Source organism: Arenicella chitinivorans (genome assembly GCF_014651515.1).
GTDB lineage: Bacteria > Pseudomonadota > Gammaproteobacteria > Arenicellales > Arenicellaceae > Arenicella > Arenicella chitinivorans.
In genome coordinates this window covers 911321-934847 of sequence record NZ_BMXA01000002.1, presented here as the reverse complement: position 1 = coordinate 934847, position 23527 = coordinate 911321, and the positions used below count along the sequence as shown (strand labels likewise).

The 23527-nt window shown below is 50.5% G+C and carries 21 protein-coding genes; 12 read left to right on the top strand and 9 right to left on the bottom strand.

The features are described 5' to 3' along the window. Positions 1-11: 11 nt before the first annotated feature. Positions 12-494 (top strand): RDD family protein, encoded by a 483-nt coding sequence (locus IE055_RS09330; protein ID WP_189400067.1) that lies wholly within the window; start codon positions 12-14, stop codon positions 492-494. Between the two features lies 1 nt (position 495). Here the strand turns inward: IE055_RS09330 and lptG are convergent, their stop codons facing one another. Together lptG and lptF are read right to left on the bottom strand one after the other, a co-directional pair. Next, entirely contained in the window at positions 496-1566 is a 1071-nt protein-coding gene (gene lptG / locus IE055_RS09325) for an LPS export ABC transporter permease LptG (RefSeq protein ID WP_189400065.1), read from the bottom strand. Between the two features lies 1 nt (position 1567). Beyond that, the gene (gene lptF, locus IE055_RS09320) at positions 1568-2677 is read right to left on the bottom strand and encodes an LPS export ABC transporter permease LptF (RefSeq protein ID WP_189400062.1); all 1110 of its coding nucleotides are present in this window, start codon (positions 2675-2677) and stop codon (positions 1568-1570) included. 127 nt (positions 2678-2804) lie between these two features. Between lptF and IE055_RS09315 the strand changes: the two genes are divergently transcribed. The 6 genes from IE055_RS09315 (at position 2805) to IE055_RS09290 (ending at position 9624) form a co-directional block, all read left to right on the top strand. After that, positions 2805-4292, top strand: a complete 1488-nt coding sequence (locus tag IE055_RS09315; RefSeq protein WP_229794217.1) for a leucyl aminopeptidase — start codon at positions 2805-2807, stop codon at positions 4290-4292. Positions 4293-4309: 17 nt separating this feature from the next. Then, complete coding sequence (locus IE055_RS09310; RefSeq protein ID WP_189400061.1) at positions 4310-4753, top strand: DNA polymerase III subunit chi; 444 nt, start codon at positions 4310-4312, stop codon at positions 4751-4753. Between the two features lie 129 nt (positions 4754-4882). After that, a complete protein-coding gene (locus IE055_RS09305; RefSeq protein WP_189400058.1) occupies positions 4883-7663 on the top strand; it encodes a valine--tRNA ligase in 2781 nt (926 codons plus the stop codon). A 257-nt stretch (positions 7664-7920) separates the two neighbouring features. Next, positions 7921-8811 (top strand): DMT family transporter, encoded by an 891-nt coding sequence (locus tag IE055_RS09300; protein WP_189400056.1) that lies wholly within the window; start codon positions 7921-7923, stop codon positions 8809-8811. A gap of 2 nt (positions 8812-8813) precedes the next feature. Then, positions 8814-9296 carry a flavodoxin family protein gene (locus IE055_RS09295; protein WP_189400054.1) on the top strand — a complete coding sequence of 161 codons (483 nt, stop codon included), beginning with the start codon at positions 8814-8816 and terminating at the stop codon, positions 9294-9296. Between the two features lie 25 nt (positions 9297-9321). Next, positions 9322-9624, top strand: a complete 303-nt coding sequence (locus IE055_RS09290) for a DUF1244 domain-containing protein (protein ID WP_189400052.1) — start codon at positions 9322-9324, stop codon at positions 9622-9624. A gap of 103 nt (positions 9625-9727) precedes the next feature. Here the strand turns inward: IE055_RS09290 and IE055_RS09285 are convergent, their stop codons facing one another. Continuing rightward, positions 9728-10708, bottom strand: a complete 981-nt coding sequence (locus IE055_RS09285; protein WP_189400051.1) for a malate dehydrogenase — start codon at positions 10706-10708, stop codon at positions 9728-9730. 313 nt (positions 10709-11021) lie between these two features. On the opposite strand from IE055_RS09285, the gene IE055_RS09280 reads away from it, so the two are divergent. Then, positions 11022-12689 (top strand): bifunctional helix-turn-helix transcriptional regulator/alpha/beta hydrolase, encoded by a 1668-nt coding sequence (locus IE055_RS09280; protein ID WP_189400049.1) that lies wholly within the window; start codon positions 11022-11024, stop codon positions 12687-12689. A 37-nt stretch (positions 12690-12726) separates the two neighbouring features. Here the strand turns inward: IE055_RS09280 and relA are convergent, their stop codons facing one another. The 3 genes from relA to truD all read right to left on the bottom strand — a co-directional run bounded on the left by relA (position 12727) and on the right by truD (position 17594). Beyond that, the gene (relA, locus tag IE055_RS09275) at positions 12727-14958 is read right to left on the bottom strand and encodes a GTP diphosphokinase (RefSeq protein WP_189400047.1); all 2232 of its coding nucleotides are present in this window, start codon (positions 14956-14958) and stop codon (positions 12727-12729) included. Between the two features lie 113 nt (positions 14959-15071). Continuing rightward, complete coding sequence (gene pabB, locus IE055_RS09270) at positions 15072-16511, bottom strand: aminodeoxychorismate synthase component I (RefSeq protein ID WP_189400045.1); 1440 nt, start codon at positions 16509-16511, stop codon at positions 15072-15074. Positions 16512-16520: 9 nt separating this feature from the next. Then, positions 16521-17594 carry a tRNA pseudouridine(13) synthase TruD gene (gene truD / locus IE055_RS09265; protein WP_189400043.1) on the bottom strand — a complete coding sequence of 358 codons (1074 nt, stop codon included), beginning with the start codon at positions 17592-17594 and terminating at the stop codon, positions 16521-16523. A gap of 457 nt (positions 17595-18051) precedes the next feature. On the opposite strand from truD, the gene IE055_RS09260 reads away from it, so the two are divergent. The 4 genes from IE055_RS09260 to IE055_RS09245 all read left to right on the top strand — a co-directional run bounded on the left by IE055_RS09260 (position 18052) and on the right by IE055_RS09245 (position 21254). Further along, positions 18052-18909 (top strand): SPFH domain-containing protein, encoded by an 858-nt coding sequence (locus IE055_RS09260; RefSeq protein ID WP_373299194.1) that lies wholly within the window; start codon positions 18052-18054, stop codon positions 18907-18909. A 14-nt stretch (positions 18910-18923) separates the two neighbouring features. Continuing rightward, positions 18924-19373, top strand: a complete 450-nt coding sequence (locus tag IE055_RS09255) for an NfeD family protein (protein WP_189400039.1) — start codon at positions 18924-18926, stop codon at positions 19371-19373. A 130-nt stretch (positions 19374-19503) separates the two neighbouring features. Further along, positions 19504-20607 carry an SCO family protein gene (locus IE055_RS09250; protein ID WP_189400036.1) on the top strand — a complete coding sequence of 368 codons (1104 nt, stop codon included), beginning with the start codon at positions 19504-19506 and terminating at the stop codon, positions 20605-20607. Beyond that, positions 20607-21254: an MBL fold metallo-hydrolase gene (locus IE055_RS09245; RefSeq protein WP_229794216.1), complete on the top strand. Its 648-nt coding sequence runs from the start codon at positions 20607-20609 to the stop codon at positions 21252-21254. The genes IE055_RS09250 and IE055_RS09245 overlap by 1 nt, the downstream gene beginning before the upstream one ends. A gap of 29 nt (positions 21255-21283) precedes the next feature. Here the strand turns inward: IE055_RS09245 and IE055_RS09240 are convergent, their stop codons facing one another. The 3 genes from IE055_RS09240 to IE055_RS09230 all read right to left on the bottom strand — a co-directional run bounded on the left by IE055_RS09240 (position 21284) and on the right by IE055_RS09230 (position 23473). Next, the gene (locus IE055_RS09240) at positions 21284-22024 is read right to left on the bottom strand and encodes a DUF3379 family protein (protein WP_268244534.1); all 741 of its coding nucleotides are present in this window, start codon (positions 22022-22024) and stop codon (positions 21284-21286) included. A gap of 80 nt (positions 22025-22104) precedes the next feature. Next, positions 22105-22671 carry a sigma-70 family RNA polymerase sigma factor gene (locus tag IE055_RS09235; protein ID WP_189400033.1) on the bottom strand — a complete coding sequence of 189 codons (567 nt, stop codon included), beginning with the start codon at positions 22669-22671 and terminating at the stop codon, positions 22105-22107. Positions 22672-22675: 4 nt separating this feature from the next. Then, positions 22676-23473: an alpha/beta fold hydrolase gene (locus IE055_RS09230; protein WP_189400031.1), complete on the bottom strand. Its 798-nt coding sequence runs from the start codon at positions 23471-23473 to the stop codon at positions 22676-22678. Between the last annotated feature and the right edge of the window lie 54 nt (positions 23474-23527).

Genomic DNA, 23527 nt, shown 5'->3' with positions numbered 1-23527 from the left:
AGAGCCAGACAATGCGAACTGTAGGATTCTTTAAACGCCTGTTGATCATGATTTACGACGGATTATTGTTGTTCAGCCTGGTCTTTTTATCTTCGGCGCTAATCGCCGCAATATTTAAATTTGTGCTCGCACCAGAGGCACTCATGCACGTGACTACGAGCGAAACCTTACCGACGCTCAACCATACAGGTAGGTTAATTGGGACGCTATTGGTTGCCGCAAATGCAATTACCGTGAGCGTCATCTACTTTGGCTGGTTTTGGACACACGGTGGTCAGACCCCAGGAATGAAAGCCTGGAATTTGTATCTGATCAAACCTGACGGCAAGTTTGTTGACTGGCCCTTGGCCATCAGGCGCTGTGTCTTTGCTGCCCTGTCTTGGGTGGCTTTAGGTCTTGGTTTCACCTGGATTTTATTGAATCGACGACAGCGCGCCTGGCACGACATTCTGAGCAACACGCAAATAGTGCATCATAAGCCGAGCCAGCAATAGGTCAGACTATTCGTCGTATCATGACAAAACTAAGTCCGCAAACCAGCATCGTCGGTAAGGCGGCACCAAGCATCGGCGGAATACTGAACAGGGTCACAAAGTAACTAAAGGCCTGATTGAGAATAAAGAACCCAAGCCCGATCATAATGCCGAAAAACAAGCTGCGCCCAAGATTCCCGCTACGGGCTTCTTTAAACACGAAGGGCACCGCAAGAATCAACATCACCAAGGTCGCAAACGGCGTTACAATCTTGGACCAGAACGTCAACTCATAGCTTGACGTATCCTGCTTGTTCGACTTTAAGTGCGCGATGTAATTTCGAAGCTGCCAGATCGACAATTGGTCGGCTTTAGTTTGAAACACGCGTAGAATTTCCGGTTCTACCACGGTGCTCCAGTAAGCTGCGTTCACTTCATCCGCAGCTGAGCTCTGATCATTAATCATGGTACGACGCAGGCCCTTCAAGACCCAGCGTTGATTATCCTGGTTGTACTCACCCTGCTTCGCGGTCGACAGAAAGCGCAAATAATTTTGATTATCAAACTCAAAAATTTTGATATTCAGCAGCGTGAGATCCGGCAACACCTCACCGATATTGACGTACGTATTATCATCGCGCATCCACACGCCGAAATTGCCTTTGCGGCCACCTTTGTTCTGAATCGATTCGGCTTTGACCTCAAGCGCCCGAGTTTCGGTATACGGCGACACCACCTCGCCCATGATCATAGCAATCACAGCAAGAACAATCCCAACCTTAACCACGGAAAACACGATCCGTTGCACAGACACACCGGCAGCCCGCATCACGATCAACTCAGAATCACGTGCCAAGGTCGACAATCCGAGAATCGAGCCAATCAGCGCTGCCATCGGAAACACTTCATAAAGCGTCTTGGGGATACTGAGTACCACGTGCTGTAGAATCTGCATGATTCCGTAGCTGCCGCGATCTAAATCGCTCAATTCATCAATAAAACTGACGAACGTGAAAAGCCCAAGCAATACCACGATGGTCACCATTATGTGCCGCAGTAGAATCTTGCCGATGTACATATCGAGTATGCGCATTTTAAAGCGCCTCCGATTTGTCAGCACGCACACGGAACTCGGGGATCAGCGGCAGATTATAGTTACGCCGATACAAACAGTAACACGCCAGAACAAAATACGCGGCGTGCACCAGCCAAATCGGCGTGCCGCTCGTGGCCTGGCCTTTTTTAACCAGGGCGACGGTGTAACCCAACATATTGGTGTAAGTTAAATAGACTAGGAACGCGAGTACCATACCGGTTGATTTTCCGCGCCGCGAGTCGACATGACTCAAGGCCAATGCGAATATGGCGAGTATCGGTAGCGTAAACACCTTGGCGATGCGCCAATACCACTCGCTTCGAAGTTTCGGGTCTGCTGATTCAATTAACTCATTATTGGGACGAGATCGAATCGGCAAGTAAATCTTAGTTTGGTTTTTCGGTTCAATGCGAATTGCGTACTTCTCAAAGTCGACCACGCGGTAGTCAGGTGAACCTGGGTTGCCTTCATAACGGGAACCATTCACCAACACCAGAAAATTGTCCTGTGTTTTTTCGTCTTCCATACGGTATGCCGTTTTAGCAACAACCACACCTTCGCGTTCAAATGATGCACGGTACGCAAAGACGTTTTCATAGTTTCCTGTCTTACGATTGTAATCTTCGATGAAGTACACACCATTACCGTCTTTTGCTTCAACGAAACGCCCCGTCACAACCCCAGACACTTCGCTGCTTTGCCTGAATTCCTGCTCGAGTTTGTAGCCCTGCGCCAGTGACAACGGGGTCAAATAGAACGAAAAAAACGCCACCAACCCACCGAGAATGAAGATCAACACACCCAGCGGGCGGAGAAAGTGAAATACACCCAACCCTGCGCTGGCAAGCACTGCCATTTCCTGGTCCGCATACCAGCGGTTCAGCACCATGATCAGGGCGATGTAAAACATAAGTGGTAGCATGACATCGAGGTAGGACACCATTTTCAATACTACCAGGCTGAGTACGCCACCAACGGGAATAATTCCTTCCGCCGCTTGGCTCAAGAACCCCATGACTCGCATCACCAGAAAGATGCTGATGATCACAAACGTCACCGCTAACGCTGTGCGCAATACTTCGGTAATAAAAGCTTTGTTGACTATCATGTTAAAAGCGCGAAGCGGAGGACTCTCAGTATGGGGTTTTTCAGGCTATAATTATCATCAGCGCCGTATTGTAACAAGCAATACTAATTATTTGGCGAAAGACTAAACATTTAGATAAGGAACCGACGTGAAAATTCAGATAAAAGCAGCGAAAAACTTACAACAGAAAACCGACTGCCTGGTGGTCGCGCTTAAACCATTGAAAAAGATTGCGTCCCAACAGGCAGAGATCAATGCCGCGACCGATGGTGCGCTAGATCGGCTGCAAACCAGTGGCCAGTTTTCTGCCGACCAAGGCGAACTTGCTAGCATCCGTGTTCCTGCCGGATTACAGGCGGGTCACTTGCTGGCGCTTGGCGTTGGTAGCGAGAAAAACCTCGATACCGAAACCGTGCGTGAGATTCTAAGCGGTCTCGCAAGCAAAGTGAAAGCCTTGAAAGCAGAATCGGTGCTCTGCGACCTGCAAGCACTGATCGCTAAGAGCGATATTGAAACAGTCAGTCGTCAACTGGTTGAAGCATTTGGCGATCACGAATATCAATACATCCCACAACCCAAAGCCGCACGAGGTCCCAAAACCACACCCGAATTTAAGCTCACTATGTGGTGTGATGATCGCAAGCAACTGGCAACCGCAAAACACGCCGCCGCGGTCGGGTTGGCAATCCACAATGGTAAAACCTTGGCTCGCGACCTTGGCAATATGCCCGGCAATGTTTGCACACCAAGCTTTCTGGCAAGCCAAGCTAAGAAGCTCGGGCGCTCGCATGAACTAAAGGTTAAAGTCTTAACCGAAAAACAAATGCAAGAACTCGGCATGGGCTCACTGCTCTCAGTAAGCAAAGGCAGTCGTGAACCAGCCAAACTAATCATTATGGAACATCGCGGCGCAAAGAAAGCCAAAGACGCACCGCACGTCCTGGTCGGCAAAGGTCTGACTTTCGATGCCGGCGGCATTTCCATTAAGCCATCCGCCAAGATGGATGAGATGAAGTACGATATGTGCGGTGCAGCCAGTGTCTTCGGTGCGGTCCTAGCCGCGGCTGAGCTTGAGTTACCAATCAATGTTGTTGGCATCGTGCCAAGTTCGGAAAACCTACCAGACGGTCAGGCCAATAAACCTGGCGATGTGGTGACGTCGATGTCGGGTCAAACCATTGAAATTCTTAACACCGATGCGGAAGGTCGCTTGATTCTGTGTGACGCGCTGACCTATGCTGAGCGCTACAAACCGGCTTCAGTGATTGATATTGCGACGTTAACGGGCGCAGTGATTGTCGCCCTTGGACACCAAACCAGTGGTGTCATGGGTAACGATCAGGAAGTCATCGACAACCTGCTTGCTGCCGGTGACAAAAGCCTGGATCACGCTTGGCAGTTACCGATAAAAGAAACCTATAAAAAACAACTCAAAAGCGACTATGCCGATCTGGCAAACATCGGTGGCCCGAGTGCGGGCACCATTACGGCCGCCTGCTTCCTCTCCTATTTCACGGAAAAATTTCGCTGGGCGCATTTAGACATCGCAGGGACCGCCTGGGGCGGTAGTGCCGGCAAACGCGCAACCGGTCGAGCTGTCCCGATTCTGACTCAATATCTGATCGATCGCTGCTAAGCCGAGGCTAACTCAGTATGAAGCAGGTGGATTTTTATCTGATTTCAAATCGGGTGAACTTGGCGAAATTTAAACTGGCCAGCCGCTTAGCCAATAAGCTTCAGCGGCTGAACCAACGCGCTTTAATCATCACCGACTCGCCCCAGGAGTCGTCGCAGCTGGATCAGTTATTGTGGTCCTTCTCCGACGCCAGCTTTGTAGCACATGACCCAATCAGCGAACCGGCCCCACTATCAACAGTTCACTACGGCGTCCACAACGACGTCACGCCGAACGTACTTGAGCGGGATTACGATGTATTGATTAATGTTGGCAGCACGGTTCCCTTGTTCAATCATCACTTCGCCCGTATCGCCGAAATTGTGGACTCGGACGACCAGTCCAAAGCCGCTGCGCGGGGTCGCTATAAACGCTACAAATCCGAAGGCTTCGAGCTTAAGACACACGACATCGAACTATAGCCTCAGTCCTAAACTGGAACTCGACGTTTCGGTCCAATTAGGGCGTTAATTGCTACTGATTCCAGTGATTCAAAACCGTATAATATTGCGTTTGATCAAACGTAATTCCACACAGCCAGACTAACAACCATGACTAACGCGCTCGACAATCAGTATCAGCCTAGCAAAATTGAACAGGCGATCTATCAACGCTGGGAATCAAACAATAATTTTGCGGCGCGCGAGGCCGAAAATGCTTATTGCATCATGATCCCGCCGCCCAATGTGACTGGTAGCCTGCATATGGGGCATGCGTTTCAAGACACGATCATGGATTTGTTAACGCGCTATCATCGTATGAAAGGCGACCAAACCCTGTGGCAGGTCGGCACAGACCATGCCGGCATTGCAACCCAAATGGTGGTCGAACGCCGACTGGCTGCCGATGGCATCAGTCGACATGACCTGGGACGCGAAAAATTTATCGATAAAGTATGGGAATGGAAAGCGGAATCCGGCGGCACCATCACCAAACAGCTGCGTCGCATGGGGGCCGCCATAGACTGGAGCCGCGAACGCTTTACCATGGATGACGGCCTCTCGGCGGCGGTCCAGGAAGTCTTTATCAAGCTTTACCAGGAAGACCTAATCTACCGAGGTAAGCGCCTAGTGAACTGGGATCCAGTGCTGCACACAGCGGTGTCGGACTTAGAAGTTGAGTCAGCTGAAGAAAACGGTCACTTGTGGCATCTGCGGTACCCGTTGAGTGACGCACCCGATCAGTTTTTGATCGTTGCAACCACACGGCCAGAAACCATGCTCGGCGACAGTGCGGTCGCCGTACACCCGGAGGATGAACGCTATCAGCACCTGATTGGCAAAACCATTGACCTACCCTTAACCTCGCGTCGTATACCCGTAATCGCTGACGAGTATGTTGACCCAGAATTTGGTTCCGGCTGCGTCAAGATTACGCCCGCGCATGACTTTAACGACTACGACGTCGGCAAGCGACATGATCTGGAGATCATCAACATCCTAGATAAAAATGCCGCCATCGACCTACCTAACTCGCCTTACCATGGCTTGGATCGCTACGTTGCGAGAAAGAAAATTGTGGCAGACTTCGAGGTCGCCGGACTCCTCGAGCGTATTGATGACCACAAATTGATGGTGCCGCGCGGAGATCGCTCGGGCAGTGTGATCGAGCCTTATCTAACCGACCAGTGGTATGTTCGGGTTGAGCCCCTGGCAAAAGAAGCCATCAAAGTGGTCGAGGACGGCGATATCAAGTTTGTTCCCGAGAACTGGCAAAACACCTATTTTGAATGGATGCGCAATATCGAAGATTGGTGTATCTCACGCCAAATATGGTGGGGTCACCGAGTGCCCGCTTGGTACGACCAGCACGACAATATCTACGTCGCTGCGTCGCTGGAAGAAGCGCAACAACAAGCGGGGCCGCAGGCAGAGCTAAGACAGGATACCGATGTCTTGGATACCTGGTTTTCCTCTGCCTTATGGCCATTCTCAACGCTAGGCTGGCCGGACAATACGCCGGAACTAGACAAGTATTACCCAACCAATGTCTTGGTCACCGGATTCGACATTATCTTTTTCTGGGTCGCCCGCATGGTGATGTTTGGTCTAAAGTTCACCGGCAAAGTGCCGTTCAAGGAAGTGTATATTCACGGACTTGTGCGAGATCAGGAAGGTCAAAAAATGTCCAAATCCAAGGGCAATGTTCTGGACCCCATTGACTTGATCGACGGCATCGATTTGGAGACATTAGTCGCCAAGCGCACGCACGGTCTGATGCAGCCGAAAATGGCTGCCAAAATTGAAAAAGCAACACGTAAACAGTTCCCAGATGGCATTGCTGCCTTCGGCACCGACGCGTTGCGTTTCACCTTCGCCAGCCAAGCCACCTTGGGTCGTGATATTCGCTTTGATCTGGCCCGCGTCGAAGGATACCGCAACTTCTGTAATAAGCTGTGGAACGCATCTCGTTACGTGTTAATGAACACTAGCGAACACGATTGTGGTCAATCAGGCGACGAATATGAGCTGAGCCTTGCGGATCGCTGGATTATCTCGCGCTTACAACAAGTCGAGCAAGACGTCACCGCCAAACTCGAGAGCTACCGTTTCGACCAGGTTGCACAGTCACTCTACAGCTTTGTATGGGATGAGTATTGCAGTTGGTATGTGGAGCTAACTAAGACCGTCTTAAACGATGGCAACGCCTCGGCCGAGCAATTGCGCGGCACACGCCGAACCTTGGTGCGTGTACTGGAGACTACACTCCGTTTACTGCATCCGATCATGCCGTTTATCAGCGAAGAAATCTGGCAACAAGTCAAGACACTGGCCGCTTGCAAGGGCGAGACGATTATGGATTGCGACTTCCCGGTCGCTGACATAAGCAAGGTAGATCAAGCTGCGCTGGACGAAATGCATTGGGTTCAAGCCGTTATTACCGGCGTCCGCAATGTACGTGGTGAGATGAATATCAGCCCCAGCAAAGCCCTGCCAATTTTACTCGAAGGGGCAGACCAGAATGCCGTGGACTACCTGCAACGAAATCGAGGATACCTAACCAAATTTGGCCGTTTTGAGTCAATAGACATATTGCCGCAGGGGGAATCCACGCCTGAGTCCGCCACGGCCTTGGTTGACGAGATGCGGGTTTTAATTCCGCTTGGTTCGTTTATAGACGCCGCGGCAGAAATAAAGCGTCTAACTAAAGACCTCGAGAAAGCAGAACGCGACATCGCTGGAGTCAAGGGCCGTCTCAGTAATTCTGCGTTTGTTGATAAGGCGCCGGAAGCCGTCATTGCCAAAGCCAAGAAGCAGTTGGCTGACGCTGAATCAGCCAAGCGTTTGCTGCTGGAACAAATTGATCGTATGCAACAATTCTTGACCACTTAAAACAACGGGCTTTGCTAAGCAAAAGTGATTGACAGCATTGAACTCAGAGCCCACACTAGCTGCATGCTATTTCAAATCATGACAGTCACCTCAGCGCTTGTTCGCCGTGCACTCTGTACACCAGTGTGGCATTGTGTGCGTGCCTCTGGAAGCGTGTTTTGAAGTAGATCATTTTATTTTTCATAAAACCGCATTCCACATCGGGTGCGGTTTTTTTTTGCCCGACGTGGTGCCAAACGCTCCCACAAGAGGAAGTCATGAACCGGCTAAGTACCACCATCGCAGTGATAAGCGTCATCCTTATTTGGAGCACCACACCGCTGGCCATCCAATGGAGCTCAGTGGACGCGCCGTTGACCAGCGCTCTGCTGCGTATGTTGATCGGCGTACTGTTTTGTGGCTCGGTTGTGACGCTCTTGCGTCAGGGTGTTCCAATGCATCGTCCGGCCTTAACGATTTATTTGGTTGGCGGCGTGACGACATTCTTGTCTATGACGTTATTTTACGCTGCTGCACAGCGTATTCCCTCTGGTTGGATCGCCGTTTTATTTGGGTTATCGCCGTTAATGACGGGCGCCATATCAGCACTGGTCGAGCCTGAAACGCGCCTGACACCTGCCCGTGTCATTGGCTTATTGCTAGGCTTAGGCGGTTTGTATCTGGTTTTCTCTGCAGGACTGAATGTTGAGCAGGCGTCGCTGGGCGGTGTGGCGCTCACGCTATTGGCAACGCTAATCAGTTCAGCGACCTCCGTAATCACGCGCCAATTGGTCAAAGCACAGAGCATGTCTGGTATGCAAATCACGACGGGCAATTTGCTGATGGCGATGCCATTGTTCTTCGCTGCCACGCTGATAATGGAACCCGACTTTGCGTTAGATAACTCGTTCCGCGCGCTCAGCAGTCTTGTCTACCTAGGTTTGATTGGTACCGGCGTTGGGTTCACGCTCTACTATTATTTATTAAAACGAGTCTCCGCAAACCGTTTATCCCTGATCGCGCTCATTACTCCGATTACTGGGCTGTGCTTAAGTAGTTGGCTGAACAATGAGCCTATGGTAACCGAAGTCTGGATTGGCGCCGCCTTGGTATGCGTTGGACTGACACTCTATGAGTTCAAACCTCGACTCGGATTGCGTACACTCTGAGTATGCCTAAAGCCAATAAAACCTTACTCATCGTCGCACACACGCCATCCCCTAATACGCGAGCTTTAGCCCATGCTCTATTGGGTGGTGTTAACGCTATCACAGAGCCGACGCTTAACTGTGAATTGAAATCACCCTTTGAGTGTGAAGCTGAGAATGTCCTTAACGCCGACGCGTTGATCCTGTTCACCACTGAAAACTTCGGTGCCATGAGTGGTGCGCTGAAAGATTTCTTCGAACGTATTTACTATCCTTGTCTTGATCAACCAGCGCGCAACGAAGCCAAACCCTACGCTCTGGTAATTCGCGCTGGACTAGATGGGTCAGGCACTGAAATTGGTGTACACAGAATCACCACTGGGCTTAAATGGCGTGAAGCGCAAGACGTACTTTTGTGTCGGGGCGAATATACGCGTACATTTCTACCCCAGTGCCAGCAACTCGGTGAAACCATGGCCGCCCTATTGGTAAACGACATTCTTTAATAGCCTTGGATGACTCCTAATTCTTATGAGCGATACCACACAAATCGAAGCAGCAGTGTTCCGCAAACTCCTTGCACACTTAGATCAACACAAAGAGGTACAAAATATTGAACTCATGAACCTGGCCGACTTTTGTCGCAACTGCCTGGCCAAATGGTATGTGGCAAGCGCAGCCGATCAGGGAGTAGAGCTTGACTATGAGCAGGCGCGTGAAATTATATACGGGATGCCCTATAACGAATGGAAGTCACACTACCAGACCGAGGCGACCCCGGCGCAATTGGCCATTATGCAAGCCAAGCAGGACGCCAAGAAAAGCGTCGACTGATTTCAAAACTGAGACAAAAAAGCCCCGTGTTTTCAACACAAAACACGGGGCTTTATATGGATCTCCAGGCCAGTCAAAACTAACCTGTTACATGCGCCAGCGATTAGCCAAGCAAGTGCTCAATCGCCGCACGTTCTTGACGCAACTCGTCTTCCGTGGTGTTCATGCGCGCACGGCTGAATTCGCTGATTGCCAAACCCTCAACGATGCTGTATTTACCATCGTTGCAGGTCACTGGGTAGGAATACATGATGCCTGGCTCGATGCCGTAGCTACCGTCACTTGGAATCGCCATGCTGACCCAGTCGCCCTCTTCAGTACCAAGCGCCCAAGTTCGCATGTGGTCAATTGCCGCAGCCGCAGCTGACGCCGCACTGGAGGCACCACGTGCCTTGATGATAGCCGCACCGCGCTCTTGCACCGTTGGAATGAAATTATCTTCCAACCATGTTTGATCTACCAACTCAGAGGCGGCTTTTCCGTCAACCGTGGCATTCGAAATATCTGGGTACTGGGTGTTTGAGTGGTTTCCCCAAATCGTCATTCGCTTGATTTGAGTGGTGTGCGAACCAGTTTTTTCCGCCAATTGACTCAATGCGCGATTATGGTCCAGACGTGTCATTGCAGTGAACTGACCTGCGTCTAAATCCGGTGCATTAGACGCGGCGATCAAAGCGTTGGTGTTCGCTGGATTACCAACCACCAACACTTTAATATCACGGCTAGCTACTTTATTGATGGCTTTACCCTGCGTTGAGAAAATCGCTGCATTCGCTTCCAGCAGATCTTTACGCTCCATGCCTGGCCCACGCGGACGAGCACCTACCAAGAGTGCGTAGTCAGCATCTTTGAACGCGACTTCTGGGTCATCTGAAATGACCACGTCGTGCAGCAACGGGAACGCACAGTCATTAAGCTCCATCACGACACCTTGCAGGGCGCCCATCGCTGGCGTTATTTCTAGCAGTTGTAGAATCACAGGTTGGTCTTGACCCAGCATAGAGCCGGATGCGATGCGGAAAAGCAATGCGTAACTGATTTGGCCGGCGGCGCCGGTAACGGCAACGCGAACTGGTTGTTTCATGATCTGTCCTCGTTTTATCTAGAAAGGAGTTAAACTGGCAGGAGTGTACTAAAAATGCCTGAAGCTGGCTATGCGAGATCACCGTTTGACGAAAATACCGGGCATTACTCGGTAAGATAACAATCCGTCGACATAACGACCGATGGTTGATTGCTATCAACGCACAAACTTATTATTATCAAGTCACCAAAATAAAGGCAGTACTCGACACCACCTGTCGCAACTTGGAAGCTTTTGGTCACACGCTGTTTGGGATACCAACCTTACCTTCTGAGCCTTTTCAGGCGGCACTGCCGACAATTACTAACTCGGTATGGATAACTCTAGGTTTAGCACCCTGGTTTACCGCATTATCGGTAAACCAGAGCGTTGGCATGATGACTACCTTGATATCATGCAAGAAGTTCTCGATGAAACAGATTCGTTCGAAGAACCCGGCAAACTCACTGAACTGGAAATAGGCGACGAGATCCTCAGTCGCCTCAGTGACACGAATGAGGCGCTGACAGCGTTTGGCACGCTGCTGGATAAAAGTCGCTTCAAAATGATTATTCTGGATGAAGAGTTTACCCCTATCTACTTCAACCAGAACGCTGAACGGCTGTATCGGCAATTATTGAGCAAGGTGGATGAAGGCAAACTTAATCCTAAGGTTCTGCAACTGGCTCGCGAAGCGGCACAGAATAATACGCGCAACTATCTTGCCGGAAATCGCAGCAACCTAACCTCAATGAACTACCTCGACAGTAGCGGCGAGCAAGTCTATCTGCGCTCGATTCATAATCAAACCTCGCCGGACGCCGAACCAACCCGCTTTTACCTGCTTTTGGTACTGGACCAAACCCGCAATGATAAGCAACTCAACCCGGACTTCTGTGCGCGCTACGAACTCACTGATCGAGAACAGATGGTACTGGTTAAATTAATGCACGGTAAAACCATCAAGGATATTTCAACCGAATCGTTTATCTCTGAGAATACGGTAAAGACACACCTCAAATCACTGTACCGTAAAACGTATACCAAGTCTCAAGCTGACATTGTGCGCCTGGTCTTGACGCACGAATCGCAAATTCTGGACTCCTATTTCGGCACTGGTGGTGGACTATTTATGCCCGACAGTGAAAAAACCAAAGACAAATTCACCACGCTGTCAAACGGATTGCGATTGGCTTATCGCGATTATGGCCCTGCTGACGGTGACGTCGTTATTGTGATGCATAACGGTTACGGTTGTCGGCTCTCGATTCCACCAGGTTACGAAGCCATGCTGGCGCGCCAAAACAAGCGTGTCATCATTCCAGACCGACCAGGTTACGGGCGCACACGCTATCAAAAGGGACACCCAAAAGATTGGCACTCGCAGTTCACTGAATTCATTGATCAACTCGGTATCCAACGCTATGAATTGGTTGGTCACGTATTCGGGTCAATTCTGTGCCTCTGCCTGGCAACCAAAGCCGACGATCGACTCAAAGCGGTCAAACTTTGTTGTCCAGTGTTGGTTAATCAGCAATCTGATACACAGTATTTATCCGGCATTCTGGTGCCCACCGCGAGACTGGTTCGCGCTTCAAAACGCGTGGCGCGCGAAATCTATGAATTATGGCTCAAGAGCATGAACATGAACCTGCCAGTACATTACCGCAGTATGCTCAACTCCAGCATTGGTTCGGCCGAGCAGGACACCTTCAACCAGCAAGGTATTACCGATGTGGTGGTTGAGGGTTTTCGTGAGGGCAGCAGCAACTGTTTGGAGGGTATTTCTAACGAAATGATCTTCTGCCTGTCACCGCGCAAATTGGACCTGAGCAACATACAGGTGCCTGTTTCACTGTGGTGGGGAACGGAAGACATTCGAGTGACTCGCGAAGGTGTGGATCACCTAGCTGCACAACTACCCAACGCGACCACGCACATCAAAGAAGGCTATGGGGAACATCTCTATTTCTCCCTGTTTGAAGAGATTATCGCTGAGTAAACTGGCGTCTGCCGACAGATTCTATTGACCCAATTTGTTATTTTTTACGTCGCACGCTTAACACATTCGGTAATTGATCCAACTTGGCTAACAATTTGCTCATGGCTTCCAAGCTGGTGACTTCCACCACCACTTCCATCGTCACTGACGCATCTTTAGGTTCGGTGTAGGTACTGAGCTCGAGCACATTGACACGCTCGTCAGAAAACACCGTAGACACATCTTTCAGCAAGCCTTTACGGTCAAATGCATGCAACAAAATCGTCATCGGGTAGGTCTGTTCACTTGCCTGCCCCCAGTTGACTTCAACTACGCGCTCACCAGCTTTGTGCTTTTGATAAAGAATATTAGGGCATGATTCACGGTGAATTGTTATACCAGTACCACGTGTCACAAAGCCAAGCACCTTGTCACCGGGGACCGGCTGACAACAACGCGCAAGATTAGTCATTAAGTCGCTAACGCCCTGAATCGTCAGATTGGCTGGACGAGCATCGTCGTTCGCCGCTTTCGCGGTGCCTTTAAAACTGATCTCCAGCGACTCATCGTCATCCGTCTCTGGTTTTAGAATACGTTGGGCAACGACGGCAGCACGACCGGGTTTAATTGACCCATCCACTAATTTAAAAAACAGCTCGTCGGTATCATCCGCACCGAGCTGCTTGGCTAAGGTGTCGAAATTAACATCACTCAGGTTCATGCGGTCCAACTCACGCTCGAGAATCGAACGCCCATGCGCGATGGTCGTATCACGATTTTCATGCCGAAACCAATGCTGAATACGCGCCTTCGCTCGGCGGCTACGCACATACCCTTTGTGCGTGTCCAGCCAATCTAAACTCGGGCCACCCGTCTTTGACGTAATAATGCTGACCTGCTCACCGGTATTGAGCTTATAGGTCAACGGCACCATTTTGCCATTGACCTTGGCGCCACGACATCGATGTCCCACTTCCGTGTGAATTGCGTAAGCAAAGTCAATTGGGGTACTGCCCCAGGCTAAGTCAACAACCTTTCCTTTCGGGCTGAACACGTATACTCGATCCTCGAATACTTCATCTTTGACTCGGTCGACAAACTCGCTGGCATCGGCAACCTCATCTTTCCATTCAAGCAGCTGACGCAACCATAGAATTTTATTATTGACGGCTTGGTCATTGTCACGCCGGCCTTCTTTATAGCGCCAATGCGCCGCAATCCCCAGTTCATTGTACTCGTGCATTTCATGCGTACGGATCTGCACTTCGACCACCTTGCCAGTTGGGCCAATGACCGCAGTATGGATCGAGCGATAATTGTTCTCCTTTGGCGTCGCAATGTAATCGTCAAATTCTCCGGCGATGTACTTCCAGTTCGTATGGATACAACCCAGTGCAGCGTAACAATCCTGTACCGAATTTACCAATACGCGAACCGCACGCACATCAAAAAGCTGCTCAAACTCGAGCCCTTTTTTCTGCATCTTGCTCCAGATACTGTAGATATGTTTCGCACGACCACGAATCTCGGCATCCACACCATCTTCTGTCAGCGCCGCGGTCAGGTCGTTGATGAAACTATTAATGAAGCCTTCTCGATCCACTCGTCGTTCTGCGAGTTTCTTGGCGATACTCTTATAGATCTCTGGCTCAATATAACGAAATGACAAGTCTTCCAATTCCCATTTGATTTGCCAGACCCCCAAGCGATTTGCCAACGGGGAAAATATCTCCAAGGTTTCCGTCGCAATACGCTTTTGTTTCTCCGCCCGCATCGAGTCCAGTGTGCGCATATTGTGTAAACGATCACATAACTTGATCAGCACCACACGAACGTCGTCGACCATTGCCAACATCATTTTACGTAGGCTTTCGGCCTTGGCGTCCTGATTGGAACGCCCTTGATTGGTCTGGTCCGACAATTCCTGAATCACTTCCATTTTGGTCACACCGTCAACCAGATTCGCCACATCAGCACCAAATTTATGAGTGATATCGTCGAGTTCTACCTCGGTATCCTCGACAGCATCGTGCAACAGCGCCGCGATCACCACGTCTGAATCCAAACCCAGCTCGTGCACAATGGCTGCGACCGCAAAGGTGTGATTCACATAGTCTTCGCCAGACGCTCGTTTCTGCCCTTCGTGTGCTTTGATCGCGAAATAGGCAGCCTCTTCGATGCGCACCAGATTTTCTGGCGTACGGCCATTCGCTACGCCTTCCAACCAAGTTGGAACATTATTTGCAGGCAACTCCATTTCAGAGAGCGATTTGATAGCAGCTAAAACCATAAAAGAGACAGTGTGATATAACTTGTGCGCTTGAGCTCAGTTACGCGCGATTTATTCAGAGTATATCTAGTGTTTTACGCTTTGATCACGGGAATTTCAAGCGAAAGTGTTTGTTACTGTGCATCAGCCTTCTCCGGAAACAGTGCAGCGAGCAACTTTGAGGCTTTATCCAGCAGCTCCTGGTATTCACCCTTTGCATCAGAGTCGATTACCAGCCCCCCGCCAGCCCCAAACCGAACGACACCGTCTTTTACCACCATCGTCCGAATGGCAATATTGGTTTCGAGGCTACCATCTATGCCCAAATACCCAATCGCACCACAATATAGACCTCGACGACAGGGTTCGAGTTCTTCGATAATCTGCATGGAACGAATTTTTGGTGCGCCTGTAATCGATCCTCCGGGAAAACAACGACGCAACAAATCCAATGCGTGCAGATTATCGCGTAATCGCCCGGTTACTCGACTTATCAAGTGATGCACATTGGCAAAACTGTGGAGTGCGAACAGCTCTGGTACCTGAACGCTACCCAGTACACAGCTGCGACTCAGATCATTGCGCATCAAGTCTACGATCATTAGATTCTCGGCTCGATCTTTCGGACTATTCAAGAGCGATTGTGCCACCTCCTGGTCGCGGAGGGCGTTGCCGCGGACACGGGGTCGCGTGCCTTTGATGGGACTGGTGACGACCTCCCGGTCGCGGCACTGAATAAAGCTTTCTGGCGAGTTCGAGAGCACCGTCGCGAACGGCAAATTGAGATACGCCCCATAGGGTGCCGGACTGATTTGTCTTAAATATTGATATGTTTTCCAGGCATCACCATGCGCTGATGTCGCGAACTGATTGGTCAAATTAACCTGGTAACAATCTCCCTCCACAATGTATTGTTTTACCCGCTCAAATGCCTTCTGGTAACTGGATTCGCTGAAACTCGCCGCCAACGCATCACAGCGCAGGCCGCCCTGGTTGGCTGGATGACAGCTTGACTGCAGCGTAGGATTCTCTTCGCCCTGATTACTAAGTACGACCTTGATCAGGCGTACCCAATGTTGAAACAATTCAGACGCGCCTGATTGGCGCGGATCGGAAATCAATACCGTTTGATGTTTGGCATGGTCGATAACCACGATTACCGAATAAAGCCCCACTGCCATCGGCGGGAGTTGCTCAGCATCCGATGCCTGAGCTGGGAGCGATTCAAACGTTCTTGCCAAGTCGTATGAAAAATAACCCAATGCACCAGGCATATACGGCAAATCCTGCGCCTGATCTGGCATCGCCGGCATGTGCGCTTTAACTATGTCCAACGGATCTCCAGGCACACTGCGTGATGGCGCCGTGCCGTGTCGAATCTCCGTGTCAGACCCATCGTACACCAGCGTCGTGTATGGACGCACAGCAAGCACATCATACCCCCAGGATAATCTACTACTGGGTTGTCGCGCGATGGTGCCGGAATCCAACATCACTGCCCAAGCTTCGTGCGCCACTAGGTCAAATAGCGCAGCCGCATCCAAATAAGCAAATTGGGTTTGGTTAAAAGTCATGGTTCGAGCTCAGCTCTGATCTGTCTCGGCAATACATTCACGTAGAACCGACGTTGCAAACTGGCCGGCGTGAAGCGTAAACGTTAACGCCAGCTGTGTGCCCTGTATTTGCCACTGCAAATTTTCGACACGGGTACGCAATGGTCTGCGGAGACTAGCCACGTCAACGCGCTGTAACCCATGTACCAAATCCTGATAGCCTTCGAGCCAAGCCATTTCCTGTGCTTCAAAGGCACTGTCAGGCCCACTATGCCGACCTACCAACGGTCCAGTGGGATGGATATCTAGTTCGGCTAAGCGTCGCTGCTCGTCATCGCTGCCGGTACTGGTGAACACACTATTCGAGCCATGCAGATTGGCTGGCTCGTTTGGCAACAGTCGATTCCAGCTAGCTGCGCTGACACGCTCAGATAAAACATGGTTGAATAGCCAAGAGCGAGCGGCGGAGATAACAATGCTTTTCAGGTGACGTTTTTTAATCGCCACGCCATCGCACAAATGCGATACCGCCAGCGGCATGTTATTGAATTGTCGACCAAATCGTTGGGCGCCAAAATAATTTGGCACACCGTCACAGCCGACACGCGCCAAGCTTTGCTCCAGAACAGATGTCGGCCCAGCCAAATCTCGGACGATAATCTCGAACCGATTCTGCTGATGTGTGCCACGCTTCAGTTTACGAGTATGCCGCTGCACACGTTCTATTTCAGTCCCCGCCAGTGTAAAACTTTGCCAATCAGTGTTCTTGTCGCCAGGCAACCATACGCTGAACCATTGCCATGTGACCGCATGAAAATCTTTCATACCGGAATAGGAAACATCCCGATACGCAACCCCAGCATGCTGCGCTAGGGCTTTCGCTACTTGCTCGGTATTTTGCTGCCGCTTTCTGACCCATAACCAGACGTGCTCACCCTGACCTTCGGGCTCGAACCCCATTAGCTCTGTCACTTGAAAGTCTTCAGGTACGGATTTGATTGCACCATGGACCTGCGGGCAACCGCCGGCGTAACCCAGTCGGGAAAACGCACGCTGCCAGTCCATGCTGTCGGCACGGTGGTGCAAAACGGAATTAGAATTCATAAGCTAGATGTGCTGGTTAAGCAATGTTAGGCACCAAACGATGCTTGTAATTTGGCTCACAGGCCCCATATTATAGCTGGGTTCGGTTAACACGAATGGGCTTATCATTGCCGCTGGCCAGTGCGTGACCAAAAACATAGTTTAACTGTTTCAATACGCCAATAGTAACAACGCAGGATGGTAAAAGGGACCTGGTCGCGGTGCGCGACACCCTGCGCGTTGAGGCCAAAACTTGGTCACTGCGCGTTATTCGTTGCGAATTGTAAACGACTGACCACCTGAGTACCCCCTCGAGACGCGAACCACGCGCTTCACGCCTTGATTGGTCTTATTTCAGTCTCGACAACAACAAGTTCATTCGTTTTAGCAGCCCCTAATAACAACTCTTAAGGAGACAACAATGGAATCGTGGTTTTATATTATTGGCGCAGGTGTCATTTTACTCTTTCTCAAAGCCATGGCGGTTGTGGTGCCACAAGGTTTTGAGTACACAATAGAACGTTTTGGGCGTTACACCAAGACACTCAAGCCAGGTCTGGCATTCATTATCCCAATATTTGATCAGGTTGGTAAAAAACAGAACATGATGGAACGTGTCCTGGATGTCATGTCGCAGGAAGTTATTACCAAAGACAACGCGGTAGTGCGTGTGGATGGTGTTGTGTTCTTTCAAGTGATTGATGCTGCCAAAGCGTCGTATGAAGTGAATCAACTGGAGGTCGCAATTCTCAATTTGACCATGACCAACATTCGAACCGTACTCGGTTCCATGGACTTAGACGAGTCATTATCGAAGCGAGATGTGATCAATTCTGCACTTCTTACCGTGGTGGACGAAGCCACCACACCGTGGGGCGTCAAAGTCACCCGGATTGAAATTAAAGACATTGCGCCACCACAAGACCTCGTGGATGCCATGGCTCGACAGATGAAAGCAGAACGGGAAAAACGCGCTGCTATTTTGGAGTCAGAAGGTTTCAAGCAGTCTGAAATTCTACGTGCAGAAGGTGAAAAAACCGCCGCCATATTAGAATCTGAAGGCCGCAAAGAAGCCGCCTTTAGAGACGCCGAAGCACGTGAACGAGAAGCCGAGGCGGAAGCGCGCGCCACCAATATGGTGTCACAAGCGATCAATGAAGGCAGTGTGCAGGCAGTAAACTACTTTGTCGCTCAGGACTACATTAAAGCACTCACCCAGATGGCAAGCTCACAGAATCAGAAAGTGATCTTTATGCCACTGGAAGCGGCCAGTGTAATCGGGTCAATTGGCGGCATTTCAGAATTGGCTAAAGAAGCGTTTGAGAAGAAGTCTTGATTGCAGGAGGTGGAATGATTGATTTTTTTTATAACCCAACCTATTGGCACTGGCTGATACTCGGCTTTATTTGCTTTGGGCTCGAACTGTTTGCGCCCGGCGCGTTTTTTCTTTGGCTAGGCTTTGCTGCCATTGCGTCGGCTGCACTGAGTTTACTCATGCCTGATTTGAACTGGGCGATCCAGTACTTCATCTTCGGTGTATTCAGTGTTGCGTCGCTGGTCATGTGGAAACAACTGAGCAACAAGTCTGAGTCAGAAGAGACTGATCAGCCCTACCTGAATCAACGCAGCAAAGCCTTTCAAGGTCGTGTCGTAGTGCTTTCGGAACCGATTGTGAACGGTTTCGGTAAGGTCATCATCAACGACAGTCACTGGAAGGTGACTGGACCGGATGCCGCCGTCGGCAGCAAAGTCCGAGTAACCACAGTTGATGGCAGCCTATTGCATGTAGTACCCGAATAAACCCAGGGGTTCCAGCTAGGTCCAATCTCAACGCGAATAGAGACCGGATCAGGTATACTCCGACGCGAATTCACCGTCCAACAAAAAGCGGTTGTGCTGAGCATGATCGCTTTTTCAATTTGATCAAGACATGAAGACTTACCAATCTGGAAAATCAAACCTACTGTTTATCGTTATCGCCATTGCCGCCATCGCTGTCGGCTTCTTGGCACAGTTATCAAATAGCCCAGATAACCAAGCACCTGATTTTGAAAAGACAATACTTCTGCCACAGCCGAAGCCAATTACTATGGTGCCGTTTAGTACGCACTTAGACCAACCATTTGATGCTGTAGACTGGCAGGGTCGATGGAGTATAGTATTTTACGGCTTTACTAACTGTCCTGACGTTTGCCCGACGACGATGCAAACCTTGAAACAGGTCAAAGCAGACTTGGTTACCGCCGGCGTATGGCAGAATTTTCGCATCATTATGGTGTCTGTCGATCCCAAACGTGATACCAGCGAACGGTTGGCTCAGTACGTGCCCTTCTTCGATGCAGAGTTCATCGGCTTACGAGCAGACACCGAATCAACTACCGAGTTCGCTAAACAAATGGGAATTCTGTTTATAAACGGACAAGATAGCGGCGAAGCCAACTACGATGTCGACCACAGTGCCTCGATCATTTTAATCGACCCGCAAGCTCGCTACGCCGGTGTCATGACGGCACCACACAGTGCAGAAATCATGACGCGTGATTTGATCAAGCTGGCATCGTATCGCCCTGCAACAGCCGCCGCAGTGACATCACCTGCAACGCTAACGCGCGAGGTCAACGCCATGCCCTCTTCCGCGCAATCGGCAGTCAACGCTGAAGGCAGCGCTGTGACTATCACCAATGCCTGGATCCGCCCAGCACCGAGTACAGCAAGCAGCATGGCGGCATATCTGGACATTACAAATAATACTTCGGTCGACGTTACTTTCACCACGGTGGAAGCGGACGGCTTCGCAATGAGCATGTTGCACGAAACGATGACTCAAAATGAGATGACCAGCATGCGCCACGTTGATGAACTGAACGTCCCTGCTGGCCACACAGTGCATTTGGCACCGATGGGTAAGCACATCATGCTCATGCGACCAGAGAAGCCTTTGCAGCTTGGCGACGTACGTCGGATCACACTGATAACCAGCGATGGAGAACGCTTTTCGCGCGACGTTGAGGTTCGCACACCGGAGGTCAATTGATGGCATTGGCGTATCGCATCATTCCGGTCACACCGTTCGCGCAGAACTGCAGTATTGTCTGGTGTCGCGACACCAAGCTGGCCGCCATTGTGGATCCCGGTGGCGACTTACAGCGCATACGCGACGAATTCGATAAGCTGGACCTAGAACTCGACAAAATTTTAGTGACACACGCTCACTTGGACCATGCTGGCGGCTGCGCTGAGCTGGCACGATCAACCGGTGTACCGATCGTCGGGCCGCACCGTGATGATCAGTTTTGGATCGATTTGCTACCAGAACAATGCCGACAGTTCGGATTTGAAGGCGATGCGTTCAGGCCAGACCAGTGGTTACAGGATGGCGATCGTGTCGTCCTCGGCAATCTCACCTTCAACGCGATACATTGCCCTGGACACACACCTGGCCATATCGTGTTTGTGGAGGATGACGCGCGTTTTGCACTGGCCGGTGATGTTTTGTTTCAAGGCTCGATTGGACGCTCTGACTTTCCTCGCGGTGACCAACACGCTTTAGTAAACTCCATCCGACAAAAACTATTTCCCTTAGGCGACGACATCCAGTTTATACCTGGTCATGGGCCGATGTCGACGTTTGGCCAGGAGCGCAAAACGAATCCATTCGTCGCGGACCAACGCTTCGGTTAGACCCGCCACGGTTGTTAACATAGCGAGCGCTATATATCCCAGTAAATCGCTTGCTCTAACTGACGGTCGGCCGAGTGCAGTCCGCGACTGGAATGGCTAACAATCACCAGATTGCCTCCGCGCACTGGCTTCACTCGTGTCACCATACCTTGATACGCCGTATCCACTATTTCACCGACAGGCTCACCTTTAATATAAGCGAACGTCACTGTGCCCTCGGGTGTTTCAAGACTCGCATGAATACCTCGGTATCGGCCCATCGGACAAATTTTAGAAAATTGTAAGTTATCTAAATATTTCAACTTCATGTTTGGCTGATAGCTCGCCAGCAGCGTATTCGCCGCGGCATTGGCTCGCCCGACCTCCCAAACAGGGGTCATCGGCACGGCCTCCATATGCTCAATCACGCCGGCCAACATTGCCTCGTAATCGTCGCTTACCTGCTGCTGAAATCCAAACCAACTGGTACTCAATATGCCGGCGACCAAAAACACCACCACAAAACTCGCGGCGATCGCGTATCGAGGCTGACGCCAGATTGCGGCCCGGTCAAGGTCATTCCGTGCCTCCATCCCCTGGTGCAACTTCAGACGCGCCACCAAATCTGTCGGCATCGAGACCTCAAGACTCGCGGCCAAGCGTGTGTCCATTTGTTTAATTCCACTCAGATACTTCTGACACTCAGGACAATTTCGCGCATGCGCAACAAACTCTTGCTGCTCGCTCTGCGGCTCAGCCAGTGCCACTCTCTTAAACTCTAAACAGTTCATCTCTTAGCGTAACCCTACTCTTACTTCAACGATACCCGTCGGGAACTGGTGATCGGTTAATTCATCGTGCAAAATATGCCTCATTGCTTCATACCGCTTAAGCTAGGCAGAACGTCATCATTCAATAGTTCGCGCATTTTCTTGCGCGCACGGAATAAACGTGTCATCACGGCACTGCTGCTGATATCCAATATTGTGGCAATCTCATCACAGGAAAAACCACCGAGGACCTGCATCTCCAGAGGTTCTCGATAATCGGCAGGTAGACTACGCAAAGCGGTACGCAAGGCAAATGCTTCTGGGCGATCATCATAACCAATCTGCGCATCAGCTAACGTATCCATTTCCTCAACATCGTGATATTGAAATTGCTTGCGCTCAAACTGGCGGGCATGCTCGCGCCGAAAAATCGTAAATAGCCAGCCTTTAGCTGCTTTCGCCTCGCGCAGACTATCCAACGACTTCCAGGCACGCAAAAATGCTTCCTGCATGACGTCCTCGGCCATATTTTTATCCTTACACAACCAAAGCGCGTACTTATATAAGTCCTGCGCATGCGCTTCGATCAATAAGGCGTATTTGTGATTCTTATCTAACATGTCATAGTTGACCTGTTCAGAACTGGTTTTATTACCCGAATCAGACATTTTTTTAATCTCGCTGTATGAACCCGAGCAGCGCCTGCAACACCCGCTTCGGTTGTTCCGCATGTAACCAGTGGCCGGCATTCGGCACCGACTCAAATTCAGCCTGGGAGAAGTGCTGTCGAATCAGGTCATGATGCTGCGCTTTGACATAGTTAGAGTTCTCGCCGTACAGGAACAAAGCTGGCACTGAGACCACGGAATGGTCCAAGGCGGATTCAGGAAAACCAACGATTTGCGGCATATATTCCAGCAAAACAGGTAGATTCAACCGCCACTCATAGTCACCCGGCGAGCCTACCAGACTCTGCAACAGAAACAGTCGTGTCGCGGTATCCTTAATCGCCGAAGATAACTGCCGATCTGCATCGCTACGCGAGTTTAGTCGTGCCAAATCGATCTCAAGCATGGCACGCACAAAGTCGACATGCGAGTGACGATAGATCACCGGAGCAATATCAAGCACGGCCAATTTACTGAGCCGGTCCGGGTGCTGATGCGCAAACAGCATCGCCACCTTGCCACCCATTGAGTGTCCACACAAGATTATCTGGTTGAGATTGTGATGATCTAAAAACGCCAACAGGTCATCCACCATATCCTGATAGCTGTGTGTATTAGCATGTGGAGAACGCCCGTGATTTCGCTGATCCAACACCACGACTGGGGCGCTCCGAGCGAGCTTTTTTGCAAACCCTCGCCAATTGGTGGTGGAGCCGAATAGGCCGGGCAAGATAACCACTGGGGGCGTCGTAGAATCAAACGCCGACAGCGCTTCAGGATACGCTTCATAATGTAAATTCATGGCGCTGAGTGTACCAATTTATTTTGCTCCTTGCGTGTTCAATCAGCGCCACTT